The 18255-nt window shown below is 52.2% G+C and carries 9 protein-coding genes and 1 pseudogene; 9 read left to right on the top strand and 1 reads right to left on the bottom strand.

The features are described 5' to 3' along the window. Window positions 1-98: 98 nt before the first annotated feature. Window positions 99-1385, bottom strand: a complete 1287-nt coding sequence (locus O1V66_RS12155) for a citrate synthase (protein ID WP_045046195.1) — start codon at window positions 1383-1385, stop codon at window positions 99-101. Window positions 1386-2179: 794 nt separating this feature from the next. On the opposite strand from O1V66_RS12155, the gene sdhC reads away from it, so the two are divergent. The 9 genes and pseudogenes from sdhC (at window position 2180) to O1V66_RS12110 (ending at window position 17793) form a co-directional block, all read left to right on the top strand. Then, the gene (gene sdhC, locus O1V66_RS12150) at window positions 2180-2569 is read left to right on the top strand and encodes a succinate dehydrogenase cytochrome b556 subunit (protein WP_045046196.1); all 390 of its coding nucleotides are present in this window, start codon (window positions 2180-2182) and stop codon (window positions 2567-2569) included. A gap of 7 nt (window positions 2570-2576) precedes the next feature. Further along, entirely contained in the window at window positions 2577-2924 is a 348-nt protein-coding gene (sdhD, locus tag O1V66_RS12145; protein ID WP_045046197.1) for a succinate dehydrogenase membrane anchor subunit, read from the top strand. A 3-nt stretch (window positions 2925-2927) separates the two neighbouring features. Next, the gene (sdhA, locus tag O1V66_RS12140) at window positions 2928-4694 is read left to right on the top strand and encodes a succinate dehydrogenase flavoprotein subunit (protein WP_045046198.1); all 1767 of its coding nucleotides are present in this window, start codon (window positions 2928-2930) and stop codon (window positions 4692-4694) included. 22 nt (window positions 4695-4716) lie between these two features. Continuing rightward, on the top strand, window positions 4717-5433 hold the full coding sequence (locus tag O1V66_RS12135; protein ID WP_045046199.1) for a succinate dehydrogenase iron-sulfur subunit: 717 nt from the start codon (window positions 4717-4719) through the stop codon (window positions 5431-5433). A gap of 372 nt (window positions 5434-5805) precedes the next feature. After that, on the top strand, window positions 5806-8628 hold the full coding sequence (gene sucA / locus O1V66_RS12130; protein WP_045046200.1) for a 2-oxoglutarate dehydrogenase E1 component: 2823 nt from the start codon (window positions 5806-5808) through the stop codon (window positions 8626-8628). 58 nt (window positions 8629-8686) lie between these two features. Then, a pseudogene (gene odhB / locus O1V66_RS12125) lies at window positions 8687-9928 on the top strand (2-oxoglutarate dehydrogenase complex dihydrolipoyllysine-residue succinyltransferase); the annotation flags it as partial. 97 nt (window positions 9929-10025) lie between these two features. Further along, entirely contained in the window at window positions 10026-11192 is a 1167-nt protein-coding gene (gene sucC, locus O1V66_RS12120; protein ID WP_045046202.1) for an ADP-forming succinate--CoA ligase subunit beta, read from the top strand. Next, entirely contained in the window at window positions 11192-12064 is an 873-nt protein-coding gene (sucD, locus tag O1V66_RS12115) for a succinate--CoA ligase subunit alpha (RefSeq protein WP_045046203.1), read from the top strand. The genes sucC and sucD overlap by 1 nt, the downstream gene beginning before the upstream one ends. Window positions 12065-12318: 254 nt before the next feature. Then, the gene (locus O1V66_RS12110; RefSeq protein WP_269127553.1) at window positions 12319-17793 is read left to right on the top strand and encodes a hypothetical protein; all 5475 of its coding nucleotides are present in this window, start codon (window positions 12319-12321) and stop codon (window positions 17791-17793) included. Window positions 17794-18255 lie beyond the last annotated feature (462 nt).

Here is an 18255-nt window from a genome sequence, read left to right as displayed (position 1 = left end):
TCCACAACTGTGACCTGAGCTTTGAAAAATGCCCGTAAAAAAGCCCCTCGGCGTGAATGTTATTCCACACGCGAGGGGCCGGTTATCGATTGGCTTAATTACTTGTTGCCAACTTCGGATTTGAAATCACGTTTCGCATAGCCGGTATAAAGCTGGCGTGGACGGGCAATCTTGATGCCGTCATCGTGCATTTCGTTCCAGTGGGCAATCCAGCCGACGGTGCGCGCCATCGCAAAGATAACGGTAAACATCGATGAAGGAATACCCATGGCTTTCAAGATGATACCTGAATAGAAGTCCACGTTTGGATAGAGCTTGCGTTCGATGAAGTACGGGTCGTTGAGCGCGATATGCTCAAGCTGCATCGCCACTTCCAGCAGGTCATCCTTCATGTTCAGTTCTTCAAGCACGGCGTGACAGGTTTCACGCATCACGGTCGCACGCGGGTCGTAATTCTTGTAAACGCGGTGGCCGAAGCCCATCAGGCGGAAGGAGTCATTCTTGTCTTTCGCGCGGCGCACGAATTCAGGAATGTGGTCGACAGTGCTTATCTCTTCGAGCATTTTCAGACAGGCTTCGTTTGCGCCGCCGTGGGCAGGTCCCCAGAGCGAGGCGATACCGGCCGCGATACAGGCAAACGGGTTGGCGCCCGACGAACCGGCCGTACGCACGGTGGACGTCGAGGCATTCTGCTCGTGATCGGCGTGCAGAATCAGAATGCGGTCCATCGCTTTCTCGAGCACAGGGTTAACCTTGTACTCTTCGCAAGGGGTCGCAAACATCATGTGCAGGAAGTTACCCGCATAGGAGAGGTCGTTGCGTGGGTAAACGAACGGCTGTCCGATGGAATATTTGTAACACATTGCTGCAACGGTCGGCATTTTCGACAGCAGACGGAAGGCGGCAATTTCACGGTGACGCACATTTTCGACGTCGATGGAGTCGTGATAGAACGCGGCCAGCGCGCCGGTTACACCGCACAGCACCGCCATTGGGTGCGAGTCGCGGCGAAAACCGTGGAACAGCCGGGTGATCTGCTCGTGGATCATGCTGTGGCGGGTTACGGTAGTCTTGAATTCTTCATATTGCTCCTGCGTTGGCGGCTCGCCGTTCAGCAGCAGGTAGCAGACTTCAAGGTAGTTGGATTCCGTTGCCAGCTGGTCAATCGGGAAACCGCGGTGCAGCAGAACGCCTTCATCGCCATCGATAAAGGTAATTTTGGATTCGCAGGATGCGGTAGAGGTGAAGCCTGGGTCAAAAGTAAAATAACCTTTTGCTCCGAGCGGGCGTATATCAATCTCGTCCTGACCCAGTGTGCCGGAAAGCACATCAAGTTCGATCGGGTCATGACCCTGTAGGGTAAGTGTCGCTTTCTTATCAGCCATTTACAGTCTCCTTAGCGCCTTATTTTAATAATCTCTAACAACTCTGTCCTTGGTCTGGTTGCAGAACCCGGTACTGCCTGCGGGTGATATCTCCGCCGCTATAATATGAGTCTTTACCGCGCTCGCGAGGTAGCGTAGGGCAAAGCCGTCTTGCTGTTACAGTGCACAGCTTTTGGCGGACAGGCGGTATTTCATTGTTGTTATTGATCAGATATCTTGCTCAATACCTACGACAAGTATGAGGGCATACACGTGCTACACTTTTGCACAAGTCTGAGCCGCAGGGAAGTGTATGTGTTGATCTGAGGTAAAGTCATAGGCACGAATCATGACTCATTTGTAATAGAAATGTTAGTATAGTGTCAAACAAGATAATTTATTTTGTGTATAATATGGAAAATGCGACACGAATCACTGTTTCGCAGAAAAGTGACCAAACATTTTGTAGGGGAATTGTAATAGGAATGTGATCATCCTATACTTCCGCAAGGTCTCCGGAGTACCCTGTAGTAGGAGCACCCAGCGTTAAATAGAACGCGCCGTTTAAGCACAATGGATGTCGATGTTTGAGCGCGTGACGTGAAGGACCCTTGGTTCTTAACGCTGTCTGATTTCTGCCCAGGCCGGAGGATGGAAAATAATAAGCGCCATTCAAGACGTACTGCGCTCGGTCTGATGTGTTAAAACAAGCACAAAATGCCCCTTTACTGTGTCTTTTGTAAACTGGCTTTACCGCTTATTTTGCTTTGTTAGTCCCCTCCGCAGGATGTTTATGAACAGGCTCTAAGGGCTGTGTGGGCAAAACCGTGAAAAAACAAAGACCTGTCAACTTGGATCTGCAAACGATCCAGTTTCCCGTAACTGCGATAGCGTCCATCTTACACCGCGTCTCAGGCGTAATAACCTTCGTTGCCGTCGGTATCCTCCTCTGGTTGCTTGGTACGTCTCTTTCCTCTCCGGAAGGATTCGCGCATGCGGCCGCCATTATGGACAGCTTTTTCGTCAAGTTCATATTCTGGGGGATCCTGACTGCGCTGGCCTATCACGTCTGCGGCGGCATCCGTCACCTGCTGATGGATTTCGGCGTAATCGAAGAGAGTTTGGCTGTCGGTAAACTGTCGGCATACATTGCCATCGGCATTACCGTAGTGTTGTCTGTGCTGGCTGGCGTCTTTGTAGGGTAAAAATAGAATGGTCAACAATGTTTCTGCATTAGGTCGTAATGGCGTTCACGACTGGCTGCTGGTTCGTGCGTCAGCTATCGTTATCACCCTGTACATCCTCTATATTCTGGGCTTCGTGGTTATGGCTCAGGACATTAACTTTGAAGTCTGGCACGGCTTTTTTGCCTCTTCCATCACTAAAGTATTCACCTTGCTGACATTGCTGTCGATTCTGGTTCACGCCTGGATCGGAATGTGGCAGGTGTTAACGGACTACGTCAAACATCTGGCGTTGCGTCTGGTGCTGCAACTTGCCATCGTCGTTGCACTGGTCGTTTATCTACTTTATGGAACAATAGTTGTGTGGGGAGCGTAGTAAATGAATCTGCCAGTCAGAGAGTTTGATGCCGTCGTAATCGGTGCAGGTGGCGCCGGTATGCGAGCCGCATTGCAAATTTCACAAATGGGCCTGTCGTGCGCCCTGATTTCCAAAGTCTTCCCAACCCGTTCCCATACGGTGTCTGCGCAGGGCGGTATCACCGTTGCTCTGGGCAATACCCATGACGATGACTGGGAATGGCACATGTACGACACCGTAAAAGGTTCCGATTACATCGGCGACCAGGACGCCATCGAATACATGTGCAACACCGGCCCCGAGGCGATTCTCGAGCTTGAGCACATGGGGCTGCCTTTCTCCCGTTTAGATAACGGCAAAATTTATCAGCGTCCGTTTGGCGGCCAGTCGAAAAACTTCGGCGGCGAACAGGCGGCACGTACTGCGGCTGCGGCCGACCGTACCGGTCACGCATTGCTGCACACCCTTTATCAGCAAAACCTGAAAAACGGCACCACGATTTTCTCCGAATGGTATTCACTGGATCTGGTGAAAAACCAGGACGGCGCCATCGTCGGCTGTACCGCCATCTGCATTGAAACCGGTGAAGTGGTCTACTTCAAGGCGAAAGCCACTGTACTCGCCACCGGTGGGGCAGGCCGTATCTACCAGTCCACGACCAATGCCCACATCAATACCGGCGACGGCGTCGGCATGGCGCTGCGCGCTGGCGTGCCGGTCCAGGACATGGAAATGTGGCAGTTTCACCCGACCGGCATTGCCGGAGCGGGCGTTCTGGTAACGGAAGGCTGCCGTGGTGAAGGCGGATACCTGCTTAACAAGGACGGCGAGCGCTTTATGGAGCGTTATGCGCCGAATGCCAAAGACCTGGCGGGTCGAGACGTGGTGGCGCGTTCCATCATGATCGAAATCCGTGAAGGCCGCGGCTGTGACGGTCCGCTGGGGCCTCACGTCAAACTGAAACTGGATCACCTCGGTAAAGACGTTCTGGAATCCCGTCTGCCGGGCATTCTTGAACTGTCGCGCACCTTTGCTCACGCCGACCCTGTAAAAGAACCGATTCCAGTGATTCCGACCTGTCACTACATGATGGGCGGGATCCCGACCAAAGTTACCGGTCAGGCAATCCGCGTGAATGCGCAGGGTGAAGACGAAGTGATTCCGGGCCTGTTTGCGGTCGGCGAAATCGCCTGCGTATCGGTTCACGGTGCCAACCGACTGGGTGGCAACTCGCTGCTTGACCTGGTGGTATTTGGTCGTGCGGCAGGCATGCACTTGCAGGAATCTCTGCTGGAGCAGGGTATAAGCCGTGATGCAACGCAGGCCGACATCGATGCAGCGCTGGTGCGCCTAAACCGCTGGAACAACAATCCTACCGGTGAAGATCCGGTGCAAATCCGTAAAGACCTGCAAAAATGCATGCAAAACAACTTCTCGGTATTCCGTGAAGGCGATGCCATGGCTCAAGGTCTGGAAGATTTAAAACTGATTCGCGAACGTCTGAAAAATGCCCGTCTGGACGACACCTCCGCCGAGTTCAACACCCAGCGTATCGAGTGTCTTGAACTGGACAACCTGATGGAAGTGGCATTCTCGACGGCCGTCTCGGCCAACTATCGCACGGAAAGCCGTGGCGCGCACAGCCGCTTCGACTTCCCTGATCGCGATGACGAACAATGGTTATGTCACACGCTGTACCAGCCGGAAACCGAAAGCATGACTCGCCGTGAAGTGAACATGCAACCTAAGCTACGCGCGGCATTCCCGCCGAAAGCACGTACTTACTAGGCCGGTAAGCAGGAGCATATAAATGAAACTCGAATTTTCGATTTATCGCTATAACCCGGACGTCGACGATGTTCCGTACATGAAAGACTATGTGCTGGAATCCGAAGAAGGCCGCGACATGATGCTGCTGGACGCGCTTATCCAGCTCAAGGAACAAGATCCGACCCTGGCATTTCGCCGCTCCTGTCGTGAGGGCGTTTGCGGCTCTGACGGCCTGAACATGAACGGTAAAAACGGTCTGGCCTGCATTACGCCCGTGTCGGCGCTGCGTAACGGCAAGAAGAAGATTGTTATCCGTCCTCTGCCTGGTCTGCCGGTGGTGCGTGATCTGGTGGTCGATATGGGCCAGTTCTACAAGCAGTACGAGAAGATAAAACCGTACCTGCTTAATGACGGCAAGAATCCTCCGGCGCGTGAGCACCTGCAAATGCCGGAAGAGCGCGAAAAACTGGATGGCCTGTACGAGTGTATTCTCTGTGCCTGCTGCTCCACGTCGTGTCCGTCATTCTGGTGGAATCCCGACAAATTCGTCGGACCTGCCGGGCTGCTCGCGGCTTACCGCTTCCTGATAGACAGCCGTGACACGGAAACGCAATCTCGTCTTGATAATCTCGACGATGCATTCAGTGTATTCCGGTGCCACAGCATCATGAACTGTGTCAGCGTATGCCCTAAAGGGTTGAACCCGACCAAGGCCATCGGACACATTAAATCGATGCTGCTACAGCGCGGTGCCTAGGCAGAAAAGCTAAAAAAAGCGGGAACTCAGGTTCCCGCTACTATTAAGTAAATCGGTAGTAACATTTTTGCAACAAAATAGTCCGCAGGTTGTTGAATAACCTGATGAAATTACAGGGTAAAGCGTGTAATTTTGTGGAGTTAACCGCAGCGCAGACGGGTTGTACAGGGAAACGCCAAAAGCCGGGGCAGGCACGTAATTGCCCAGGCTTTTGGAGGTTCCTTGAAGGGACGACAGGACGTTACCCTGTCAATCAGGTGAACTGTTGTATGGAAAACCGTCTTACTCGGATGTTTGACATAACATCAAGGTTCCACGGTGATTTTATTAACCACGGCGAAAACTAAAGCTTTTAAAGCTTAAGGGATCACGATGCAGAACGGCGCAATGAAGGCCTGGCTGGATTCCTCCTATCTGGCGGGCGCGAACCAGTCGTACATAGAGCAGCTCTATGAAGACTACCTAACCGATCCTGGTTCCGTTGACGATAGCTGGCGTTCAATTTTCAATCAGCTACCGACAGTCGGTGTACCTTCGAACGAAGGGAAATCGGAACAAATCCATTCACAAATCCGTGACTACTTCCGCCGTCTGGCGAAAGACGCGTCGCGTTATAATTCCGCGATAAGCGATCCCCAAACCGATGCGAAACAGGTCAAGGTGTTGCAGCTTATCAATGCCTTCCGTTTCCGTGGTCACCAGAATGCCAACCTCGATCCACTGGGATTGTGGAAAGGGGAGACCGTGGCCGATCTGGATCCGGCCTATCACAACCTGTCGGAAGCCGATTTTCAGGAAACCTTCAATGTAGGTTCGTTTGCCATCGGCAAGGAAACCATGCAGCTGGGCGAGCTTTATGCCGCGCTGAAGCAGACCTACTGCGGCTCGATCGGTGCTGAATACATGCACATCACCAACACCGACGAGAAGCGCTGGATCCAGCAGCGTATCGAATCCGTGGTGGGTCGTCCGAAATTCACCGAGCAGGAGAAAAAGACCTTCCTGAACGAGTTGACGGCGGCAGAAGGGCTTGAACGCTACCTCGGTGCCAAATTCCCGGGTGCAAAACGCTTCTCCCTCGAAGGCGGCGATGCCCTCGTGCCGATGCTCAAAGACCTTATCCGCCACGCCGGTAAAAACGGCACGCGTGAAGTGGTTCTGGGCATGGCGCACCGCGGCCGTCTGAACGTGCTCATCAACGTGCTGGGTAAAAAACCCCAAGACCTGTTTGACGAATTCTCAGGTAAACACAAAGAACATCTGGGTACCGGTGATGTGAAATATCACATGGGTTACTCATCGGACGTCGAAACCGAAGGGGGCATGGTCCACCTGGCGCTGGCGTTCAACCCGTCACACCTGGAAATCGTCAGCCCGGTAGTCATCGGCTCGGTACGCGCCCGTCGTGACCGCCTCGACGAAGCCCGCAGCAACATGGTTCTGCCTATCACCATTCATGGTGATGCGGCGATCACCGGTCAGGGCGTGGTTCAGGAAACCCTGAACATGTCGCTGGCTCGCGGTTATGAAGTTGGCGGTACGGTGCGTATCGTCATCAACAACCAGGTGGGCTTCACCACCTCCAACCCGAAAGATGCGCGTTCGACCGAATACTGTACCGACATCGCCAAGATGGTGCAGGCGCCGATTTTCCACGTCAATGCCGATGACCCCGAAGCCGTGGCTTTCGTCACCCGACTGGCGCTGGATTTCCGCAACACCTTCAAACGCGACGTCATGATCGATCTGGTCTGCTATCGCCGTCATGGGCACAACGAGGCCGATGAGCCAAGTGCAACCCAGCCGCTGATGTACCAGAAAATCAAGAAACACCCTACGCCGCGCAAACTCTATGCCGACATCCTGACCGAACAGGGCGTTGCCAGCCTGGAAGATGCCACCGAAATGGTGAATCTGTACCGCGATGCGCTGGACGCAGGCGAGTGCGTGGTGGAAGAGTGGCGTCCGAACGACATGCATACCTTCACGTGGTCACCTTATCTGAACCACGAGTGGGACGAAGCCTATCCGGCAACCGTCGAGCCGAAACGCCTGCAAGAGCTGGCGCGTCGTGTCAGCAGTGTGCCAGATGCCATCGAAATGCAGTCTCGCGTCGCCAAAATCTATGCCGACCGCGCCGACATGGCCGAAGGCAAGAAGATGTTTGACTGGGGCGGCGCGGAAAACCTCGCTTACGCCACGCTGGTTGACGAAGGCATTCCAATCCGTCTGTCCGGTGAAGATACCGGTCGCGGCACCTTCTTCCACCGCCACGCGGTTATCCACAACCAGAAAAACGGTTCCGTCTATGTGCCGCTTTCCAACATCCACAACAGTCAGGGCGTGTTCAACGTCTGGGACTCCGTGCTGTCGGAAGAAGCCGTACTGGCCTTTGAATACGGTTATGCCACGGCCGAACCGCGCACGCTGACCATCTGGGAAGCGCAGTTTGGTGACTTCGCCAACGGTGCGCAGGTGGTTATCGACCAGTTCATCAGCTCCGGTGAGCAGAAATGGGGCCGCATGTGTGGTCTGGTCATGCTGCTGCCGCACGGCTACGAAGGGCAAGGTCCCGAGCACTCCTCCGCGCGTCTCGAACGTTATCTGCAACTCTGCGCCGAGCAGAACATGCAGGTCTGCGTGCCTTCAACGCCTGCACAGGTTTACCACATGATCCGTCGTCAGGCGCTGCGCGGTATGCGCCGTCCGTTGATTGTCATGTCGCCGAAATCGCTGCTGCGCCATCCGCTGGCGGTCTCCTCGCTCGACGAACTGGCCAACGGCAGCTTCCTGCCGGCGATTGGCGAAGTCGACGAGCTGGATCCAAAAGGGGTCAAACGCGTCGTGATGTGTTCCGGCAAGGTCTACTATGACTTGCTTGAACAGCGCCGTAAAAACGAGCAGACCGATGTCGCCATCATCCGTATCGAGCAGCTTTATCCGTTCCCGCACAAGGCGGTTCAGGGCGTGATCGAGCAGTATGCACACGTACAGGATTTTGTCTGGTGTCAGGAAGAGCCGCTTAACCAGGGCGCATGGTATTGCAGTCAGCATAATTTCCGTGAAGTCGTGCCTTACGGCGCCTCTTTGCGCTACGCGGGACGTCCGGCTTCAGCCTCGCCTGCCGTGGGCTATATGTCAGTTCACCAGAAGCAGCAGCAAGAATTGGTCAACGACGCGCTGAATGTTCAATAACTGTCTAATTTTGCAATAATTTTCCCGAGAATAAAGGGATAAATTTAAGGAATGATTAATGAGTAGCGTAGATATTCTGGTCCCTGACCTACCTGAATCCGTTGCAGATGCGACGGTAGCTACCTGGCACAAAAAACCGGGTGACAGCGTTGAGCGTGATGAAGTGCTGGTTGAAATCGAAACCGACAAAGTCGTGCTGGAAGTGCCGGCAAGTGAAGCCGGTATTCTGGACAGCATTCTGGAAGAAGAGGGCGCGACCGTGCTCTCCAAACAGATTCTGGCTCGCCTGCGTCCGGGCAACAGCTCCGGCAAACCTAGTCAGGAAAAGACCTCCGCCAAAGAAGCTACGCCTGCGGATCGTCACACTGCCGCACTGGATGACGAGAGCAACGACGCGCTCAGCCCGGCCATTCGCCGCCTGATAGCCGAGCACTCTCTGGATGCCAGCGCCATCAAAGGCAGCGGTGTGGGCGGTCGTCTGACCCGCGAAGATATCGAGCAGCACATTGCCAAGGGCGGCAATAGCGAGAAACCGGCAGCAGCGCCAGCCACTGCGCCGACTCAGGCTCAGCCAGCCACGGCACAGGCACCTTCGCTGGCCTCCCGCAGCGAAAAACGCGTGCCGATGAGCCGTCTGCGTAAACGTGTTGCCGAGCGTCTGCTGGAAGCGAAAAACAGCACCGCCATGTTGACCACGTTCAACGAAATCAACATGAAGCCGATTATGGATCTGCGCAAGCAGTACGGCGAATCCTTCGAGAAGCGCCACGGCGTGCGTCTGGGCTTTATGTCTTTCTATCTGAAAGCCGTGGTTGAAGCCCTTAAACGCTTCCCTGAAGTCAACGCCTCCATCGATGGCGATGACGTGGTTTACCACAACTATTTCGATGTGAGCATTGCCGTATCTACACCTCGTGGACTGGTTACGCCAGTTCTGCAAGATGTCGATACGCTGGGCATGGCAGACATTGAGAAGAAAATCAAAGAGCTGGCAATCAAAGGCCGTGACGGCAAACTGACCGTTCAGGAAATGACCGGCGGCAACTTTACCGTGACCAACGGTGGGGTGTTCGGCTCTCTCATGTCTACGCCAATCATTAATCCACCGCAGAGTGCGATTCTTGGCATGCACGCCATTAAAGACCGCCCGATGGCCGTCAATGGTCAGGTTGTCATTCAGCCAATGATGTATCTGGCGCTGTCTTACGATCACCGTCTGATTGATGGCCGTGAGTCAGTGGGCTTCCTGGTAACCATTAAAGAACTGTTGGAAGATCCAACGCGTCTGCTGCTGGACGTCTGGTTCTCGACGGTTGCAAACGGTAAGGCGTGTTTACAACAAGTGCAGGGCAGGAATGTCTGCTCTGCAAACTTCTGAAATCAATGGATAGAACATCATGAATCTACACGAGTACCAGGCGAAACAGCTGTTTCTGCGCTATGGCCTTCCTGCACCTTCAGGTTTTGCTTGTTCCACCCCGCGTGAAGCGGAAGAGGCTGCATCGAAAATCGGTGCCGGTCCGTGGGTAGTAAAATGCCAGGTTCACGCAGGCGGTCGCGGTAAAGCGGGCGGCGTGAAAGTGGTCAACAGTAAAGAAGACATCCGTGCCTTTGCTGAACACTGGCTGGGTAAACGTCTGGTGACCTATCAGACTGACGCACAGGGCCAGCCGGTTAACCAGATTCTGGTTGAAGCCGCGACTGACATTGATAAAGAACTCTACCTCGGTGCCGTGGTAGACCGCAGCTCGCGTCGCGTGGTCTTTATGGCTTCTACCGAAGGCGGCGTGGAAATCGAGAAAGTGGCAGAAGAGACGCCACATTTAATCCACAAGGTTGCGCTCGATCCACTGACCGGGCCACAGCCTTATCAGGGCCGCGAGCTGGCATTCAAACTGGGTCTGAGCGGCAAGCAGGTTGCCCAGTTCACCAAGATCTTCATGGGGCTTGCCAACATCTTCCTTGAACGCGACCTTGCGCTTATCGAAATCAACCCGCTGGTTGTGACCAAGGAAGGCGATCTTATCTGCCTCGATGGCAAACTGGGTGCCGATGGCAATGCCCTGTTCCGTCAACCTGAACTGCGCGAAATGCGCGACCACAGCCAGGAAGATGCCCGTGAATCTCAGGCTGCGCAGTGGGAACTGAACTACGTTGCTCTCGACGGCAACATCGGCTGCATGGTGAACGGCGCGGGTCTGGCGATGGGTACCATGGACATCGTTAAACTGCACGGCGGCGAACCGGCCAACTTCCTCGACGTCGGCGGCGGTGCTACCAAAGAGCGCGTGACCGAAGCCTTTAAAATCATCCTGTCCGACGACAAGGTGAAAGCCGTATTCGTCAACATCTTCGGCGGAATTGTACGCTGTGACCTGATTGCCGACGGCATCATCGGCGCAGTGGCTGAAGTGGGCGTCAGCGTACCAGTTGTGGTACGTCTTGAAGGGAACAACGCAGAACTGGGTGCCAAAAAACTGGCAGACAGCGGCTTGAACATCATTGCAGCAACCAGCCTGACCAACGGTGCCGAGCAAGTTGTTGCTGCAGTGGAGGGTAAATAATGTCGATTTTAATCAATAAGAACACCAAAGTTATCTGCCAGGGTTTTACCGGTAGCCAGGGGACTTTCCACTCCGAGCAGGCGATTGCCTACGGCACCCAAATGGTTGGCGGCGTAACGCCAGGCAAAGGCGGCACTCAGCATCTTGGTTTGCCGGTGTTCAACACCGTGCGCGAAGCCGTAGAAACCACGGGCGCGACCGCGTCTGTTATCTACGTTCCAGCACCATTCTGCAAAGACTCCATTCTTGAAGCGATCGACGCAGGCATCAAGCTGATTATCTGTATCACAGAAGGTATTCCTACTCTGGATATGCTGGTCGTGAAAATGAAACTGGATCAAAGCGATGCGCGCATGATCGGTCCAAACTGTCCGGGCGTTATCACGCCGGGCGAGTGCAAGATCGGTATCATGCCAGGCCATATTCACAAGCCGGGCAAAGTGGGCATCGTTTCCCGTTCAGGCACCCTGACCTATGAAGCCGTCAAGCAGACCACCGATTACGGCTTTGGTCAGTCAAGCTGTGTTGGTATCGGCGGCGACCCGATTCCTGGCTCTAACTTCATCGATATCCTGAAACTTTTCCAGGAAGATCCACAGACCGAAGTGATCGTGATGATTGGCGAAATCGGCGGTAACGCGGAAGAAGAAGCAGCCGCTTATATCAAAGAGCACGTGACCAAGCCGGTTGTAGGCTACATTGCCGGCGTCACCGCGCCGAAAGGCAAACGTATGGGCCACGCAGGCGCCATCATTGCCGGGGGTAAAGGAACCGCAGACGATAAATTCGCGGCACTGGAAGCGGCCGGCGTGAAAACCGTGCGCAGCCTGGCTGAAATCGGCAACGCGGTGAAATCCGTTCTGCCACAGTAAGTTTAGCGCCTTCGGGCATTCAAACCTGCTATGCCGCCTTTTTGGCGGCATTTTTTTGCCATTTTGCGAGCGCGCGCGGGAAAATTCTTCTCACTGGCTTCTGCTGGATGAAAATGGGCGATAACAGATAATGTCTCGAAAACTTAGCGGATAATCTAACGCCTTCTCTCCTCTATTTCCGGCAATCCTGACCTGATAACGCCCTGTTTACGGGATGATGCCTGAAACGCTTTGCCACAGTTGAGGCGCGCAAAATGAGCAAAATAACGTCATCCGATTCCATCGCAATAGGTATTCAGGCCCGTCAGTTAAACTTCAAGAGTGCGCGTCAACGCCAACAGCATTGGCTCAATGAAAAGATTGCGAAGGTCAAAAATAACCCGTCCATGCAGGGAGGAAAGCGCGCGCCGCAACGCGTGACGCTTCGACCCACCCAAGCCGTTTCCTGTATGGCGGCCATCATGCTGATTGCGCAGGTCGCCAGTGGGGTAACCCGGCGCAGTCATACTCTTTCTTCGCAACCGGGCAGAAAAAATCGCCCTATTATGCTTCCCGCAGGCAATAACCCCTCCGCGCCGAGAACCGCCGCGCAGCGCTCTGACCTCACTAATGTGGCGCGATGCAAAACACCGGGTCATCGGAGCAACAATATTACGAGTAAAGCTGTCGCAACGCCCCGTGTATCAAGAAAAATGCCGAATTATGCCCGGGGCATTATTCGCTCCAAAAGAAACTACTACATGGCGGGGAAGAATAAGGGCTTTGGTTTTAACCGCCAGCGCACGGATAAAAATATTCCCCGTTCCGATGCCATTCCTCCGATAACCTATGATCAAGACAGTCTTTACACCTTGCCGCTCGCCGCTTCGCGCCACATCAATGTCACCACGCCCTGCCAGCTATCTTCTTCCAAGACGACAGGTACAGGCCCTGTGACCGGAAATAACCCGTTGGAAGATGACACGCAAGAGAATGGAACCGCGATGGATATCTGGGATATCACCACCCTTGATCTCGGCGAACAGATAATGGAATATTATTTGCTCGCCAACAAGACGGAAAATATTCGCTTGTTGGGGCTGAACGCGCTGTGGGTTGGACATCAAAAAATTGATAGCCAAAGCGTGCTTGATGCCTATTTGAAAATGTTCAAGATAGAGACTGTCGATAACAGGCTGACCTTCGAACTTGACCCTTACGAAGTCGAGATTTTGCTGAAGACGTTACTCAACGAGCCTCTTTTTGAATATTCCAGACACCAATTGCTGTCCCGTATAAGAGCGTTATTCAATATCCAGCAATGGCTGGGGGCCTTATTCGTTACAGCATTAAATGCGCTGGACCAGGAGTTGATACATCGCGCGATTATAGCTTTCAATTTAAGCCTGACACGTGAAACCAAAATCAGTCACCTCAAGATATTACAACGGCGTGAACTCCAGAAATTTGACGACCTTCACGCCGGTGTTATTCCCAACGACACGGCATTCCGGCAACTCACTTCGATACAGCTTTTCGCCCTCAAACATCTATTTAACAGCACCTTGCAAGCAAGTTTTCCAATGGTCGATTTTGCCGCTCATAACGGGGTGCAAGGTATACGAAATAACCAGGTCGATATCTTTGAAAATTTTCGTATTTTTTCTCCCGAAGGCTTTCTGCTTAATTATGGCGCGGCCTGTGCCACAACCTTTGGCCTGAAAAGTTCTATTTATCAGCAACCCCAACTGCTGCAATATATTGCCATCCGTACCCTGCTGGATGTTACGCCAGAACATTGGCCCGCGCTGACGACGCCCTTGTTTCTAAAGTATTTTGAAAACTACCCTGATGAGATTGAAGATACCATCACGTCCAGTTTCAAACCGACCGTACTGGGTTATATTCTGCTGATGTCCGATTTAGTGAGTTCCTATACTAAATCCTATGAGCTGGTGAATGCTTTTTCGGAGTTTAGCGATGACGTCAATTTACTCACTCGTGAAAACTACAGTGCGGAAAAACTCGACGAGATTACGCAGAAGCTGAACGATCGTGTCATTGAATACTGTCTCTACAATTTATTATCCCTGTCGCGAGTCGAAAGAAAAAATATAGAAATTGCCATTAACGAAGTCGATAGCACCGTTAAAATAAGCAAGCTCAAACTCAACCGGGGCGTCGGGGAGGGGAATAAGCCTATTATCGTAGGTTCGCTGTTAACCATACAGAATGCCGACGATATTATTACGCAGGCGTATCTGCTAAGTCCGTCTATTATCAGCACCTATCTGATTAGCCCCGGCATTATTCGTATTCCGCACGCTGTCTATACCGCCCATTCTCCGCAGCAAATGGTCATGCAGCAGCAAAATTATTTCATGAATATTTTTACTTCGATGAATGATGCCAGCAAGGAAAGAGCACATTCAAATTTCACCCTGACCGAAAGCCAGACTTTACATACCGAGCAGAGCGCCGAGGATATCTGGATAAGCCACGTGGCCAATTTTACCGTCGGTGATCTCAAAGGCATCAAGGCGGCAGGCGGGAAACTCAGTGAGGCCTTCACGGCGCCAGACCAAAACCTGACTCCGCATCATTTCTCCCAGCTAAAAGAAGTCATTATCAGTCTGGCCTCGTTTATTCCTTTTTCCAGCTGTATTTGGGCGGCTATCGACGTTACCGAACCGACGAAATTGGCTGCGCATGCCAATCTCACCTCGAACGCAGGCAAAGAAACTTCCGTTGATCTCGGCCTCAACAGTCTTGGCTGTGCCGCTGACTTTGTTAATTTGGGCAGCACAACCGCGTTCAAGGACATGGTAAAAGCCATTGGGAATATTCGTAACGGATTTATCAGGAAGCTATTCGCGTCAGCAGGAGGGAAACACGGCGCAGAAGCAGCGTCTGGCAAAGCGGCAAAAACAGACAAGGTGATTCCTCTCGATGAACTTAAGCATCATTCTGTCTTTAGCCGCTATATCGATAAAGCGGCCAAACGTAAGCCGCAGTTTCTTGAGGTTATTGCCTTGAATAACCTGCCCGAAAATCACCGCTATTTCGGGACGCTTTATAATTCCCCCGACGCAAGTCTGACGATAGTGTTTAGCGTTGATGGACGGCAAAAAATGTATGCCTATGATAAGCAGAGTCAACGTTTTATGCGCAAATCGGCCCGCTATGAACATGAGCATCGGGGTGAGTCGATAATAAACGCCAACATTGCCCTGAAATTTGAACGTTTCACCACCGAACCCACTTATTTCAGCCAGTATTATCAATCGGTATTGGAAGAGGTGCAGCTTCAACGTCTCGAAGGCTATGGCTTTACACTCTCAGAATTTGAAACCTTGTATCCCGGCTATGCGCCTTTAAAAGACCGGCCAAATGTATACGGTAAAAATGAAGCCGACCCACTTTTTCTGGAGCATGGCGAGGTGTATTTACGGATGCTTAAGGCGGCAGATCACGGCGTATTAAAAGTCGTGGCTGAAAATGCGCCCGTAGACTTGCATCTGGATACCGTGTTCGACAGTCAGGGGCAGCTTCATATTGTCGACAACTATCTCAGTAAACTGACAAGTAGCGAACTCGCCGTCGAGCATGCGGTGCGCCAGTACCGTAATCATCCTCCGCTGTTTCCTGGCGATATTATTCTGGCGCGTATTTCGCCTCCTGCCGGAAATAATCTGCGTGTCAACGGTGTTGCGCTGGCCAATTACCATCACGCCAATCAGGTCGTGATCGCGTTAAAAGACAGCGCGGGGCTGCATTATCGGCTGGGTCCCGATGAACGTGGCGATTTTGTTCCCCTGCCTGACGAGGGAAACGAAGGCGGGAATTTTCCCTGCCGCACACTGCGTGCGATAGATTCCGGCGTTGCAGGGTGTTCGCACGGGCACTCTCCGGCCGCCTCTTTATCGACAGAGAAAGCGCAACGTCTTGAAGACCTCACCACATTGCACAAAGCCAAACTGGACTATATGAACAGAGTTCCGGCGTCCTGGGATGTCATGACTGCATTGCAGCGACTCGACCGTCTGGAGCAGGATCCCGTCAAGCTGGGCATGGTGAACCATTACTGCGAAGAAAGAGGCATCATTGACGCGGTAAAATATGATTTCGAATACGTCAAGGATCGCCTGAACCTGTTGTCTACGCTGGATGTCGGGCGTTTTCACGACAATTTCGGAGGGCTTACGTCACAGGCGCTGACCGATATTGCCACCTTGTGGCGAGAAGCCTCCTACCGGTTTCGCAATGAGGGCAAGTCGGCAGAATCCAGTCTGGCTAACGAGATGGCAGAAATTGCCGATGCGCTGTCACAGGCGAAAACAAAGGCATCCGCCGAGCAATACCACGACTATTTCAGTCTGAAATCCGACTACTGGAAAAAATATAAACGGGCGGAGAAAAATATTGCCGACGCGCTCTGGAAAGGGCAGGTTGCGAAAGGGCGTAAATCGACCTCGCTGCTAAAATCCACACCGTTTCTCACTTTTAAAAACCATGAAGAAAAGCTGTTTTACAGCCCCGAAGAGCAGTGGTTCGGTAAAAGCTATGGGTTGGCTTCAACTCGGCACTTCAAGAACAAATATCCGGTACAAAGTGCTTTTGTCAGCGACGCGGTAAAGCAGGTCAACCTGATTGCGCAGAAGTTCAGCGCGCGCGCCTCCTCCTTCTGGAATGATTTTTTTCAGTTTTCACATATTGATCCCACCAGGCTTTCCCAGTCCACGAAAGATTATATTTTGAAAAAATTCAACAAAGTCTCCAAGGCGGCTTTGCGATTAAATGATAAAAATATTGTGCCCTTTGAAGAGGTAAGCCGTAAGGCCATTCCTCTTTCTCTCGGCAACGCCTTTCAAAAAGAGGCCCTGATTTTCGACAGTAACCTGTTTGGTTTCGCCGCCGATGGCGATGCTAAAATTTATTTTGGCGTCAATGCCTTCAATACAGGCGAGAACCTGTTCAACACTGCAATCCACGAAACGGCGCATGGTCATGGCGGGAAAAAACTCGGCTCCGTCGAAATCTATTTTCGCGACGGTGAGCATTTTCTCTCTTCTTCGCGGCCCGACAGCCCGGTTAAACGCGGCGAGATCCTTGCGGGTTCCGAACGCGCCTTTAACTACTTTATTACTCGCGACAGCCGCTGCTTTCGCGCATTCGTTCATAAACTCAAAGGTTCGCTGGAAGAAGAGATGTCCGATATCACTCAACTCATTAGCCAGCTTGAGGTACGGACGACGTCTATCAACATTTTCTCCAAAAACAGCCGCACACTGACCACACTTGAAGAAGAGACGCTCGGCACCCTGACTCGCCGGGGCAAGGTTATTCGCGAGTTGCTCAACAGAATCGAACTGGCGCCGACCGTTTTTCACTATGTCGACAACGTGAGCAAGAAGCTCGGCCAAACACTGACGCGTTTTCTCTTTGCGCTGGGCAATGAAGAGCACCGAGTCAATGTGCTGGTGATGAATCCCGATTTTTTCAGCGCCTTTATGCAGTTTGTGGCCTTTGCTCCCCTGCGTGTGGCCAGGCAGGCGAAAAACGCGACGACGGTGGCCGCAGGGCATCTACAAGGTCTTAATGAAAATGAATCAACCCGCTTGGCCAGTGAAATCGTGAGCCATTTAGGCGGTTTTTTACTGAATGAATCACACGATATCTGTCGCCCTAAAAATAACGCCAGCCAGTTTATGATTCGTCTGTTTCCGGCAGGATGGAAAATTTATAATTAATAAGCTATTTCATGATCCACATCAAAGCGTTATTTATAAAGTTAATGTCAGGCCAAGCAATTAATAAATGGAATTAGCGTTTTAGAATTAATTATTACACCTGGTTAACACGCTGGACGCAATGTAAATACAACAAGGCTTTTATTTAACAGCCACCGTGTTAATTCATTAAATATTTTCTTAAGAGTATAGAAATAACACGAGCAAGGGTTTACATTGTGCAAGATCAAACGAGGCGCGTTGCAGGAAAACCTTAAAAGTGATCTGCATTCCAGATTCATGGCGTGTCTGCAGGGGGCTGTATATTAAAGGAGGAGAGTGGCGTAATATTATCAGGCTCCAGCGGGGTGCAGGGTTTAACTTACTTCTTTCGATAAGCGTTAATTTCATGTCGCCGATTTCCCGTGGGCGTTTCTTATGGAATTATTAATTTATTAATCTTATAACTTTTAATTAAATCAA

It is taken from the genome of Rouxiella chamberiensis, from assembly GCF_026967475.1.
Lineage (GTDB): Bacteria > Pseudomonadota > Gammaproteobacteria > Enterobacterales > Enterobacteriaceae > Rouxiella > Rouxiella chamberiensis.
Note: the sequence above shows the minus strand (reverse complement) of the source record. Positions and strands in the feature narration are given on the sequence as shown.

Bases quoted from the DNA above. Each gene is read 5' to 3' on its own strand.
- O1V66_RS12155 (WP_045046195.1), bottom strand. From the start codon at position 1,385: ATGGCTGATAAGAAAGCGACACTTACCCTACAGGGTCATGACCCGATC.
- sdhD (WP_045046197.1), top strand. From the start codon at position 2,577: ATGGTCAACAATGTTTCTGCATTAGGTCGTAATGGCGTTCACGACTGG.
- sdhA (WP_045046198.1), top strand. From the start codon at position 2,928: ATGAATCTGCCAGTCAGAGAGTTTGATGCCGTCGTAATCGGTGCAGGT.
- O1V66_RS12135 (WP_045046199.1), top strand. From the start codon at position 4,717: ATGAAACTCGAATTTTCGATTTATCGCTATAACCCGGACGTCGACGAT.
- sucA (WP_045046200.1), top strand. From the start codon at position 5,806: ATGCAGAACGGCGCAATGAAGGCCTGGCTGGATTCCTCCTATCTGGCG.
- sucC (WP_045046202.1), top strand. From the start codon at position 10,026: ATGAATCTACACGAGTACCAGGCGAAACAGCTGTTTCTGCGCTATGGC.
- sucD (WP_045046203.1), top strand. From the start codon at position 11,192: ATGTCGATTTTAATCAATAAGAACACCAAAGTTATCTGCCAGGGTTTT.
- O1V66_RS12110 (WP_269127553.1), top strand. From the start codon at position 12,319: ATGAGCAAAATAACGTCATCCGATTCCATCGCAATAGGTATTCAGGCC.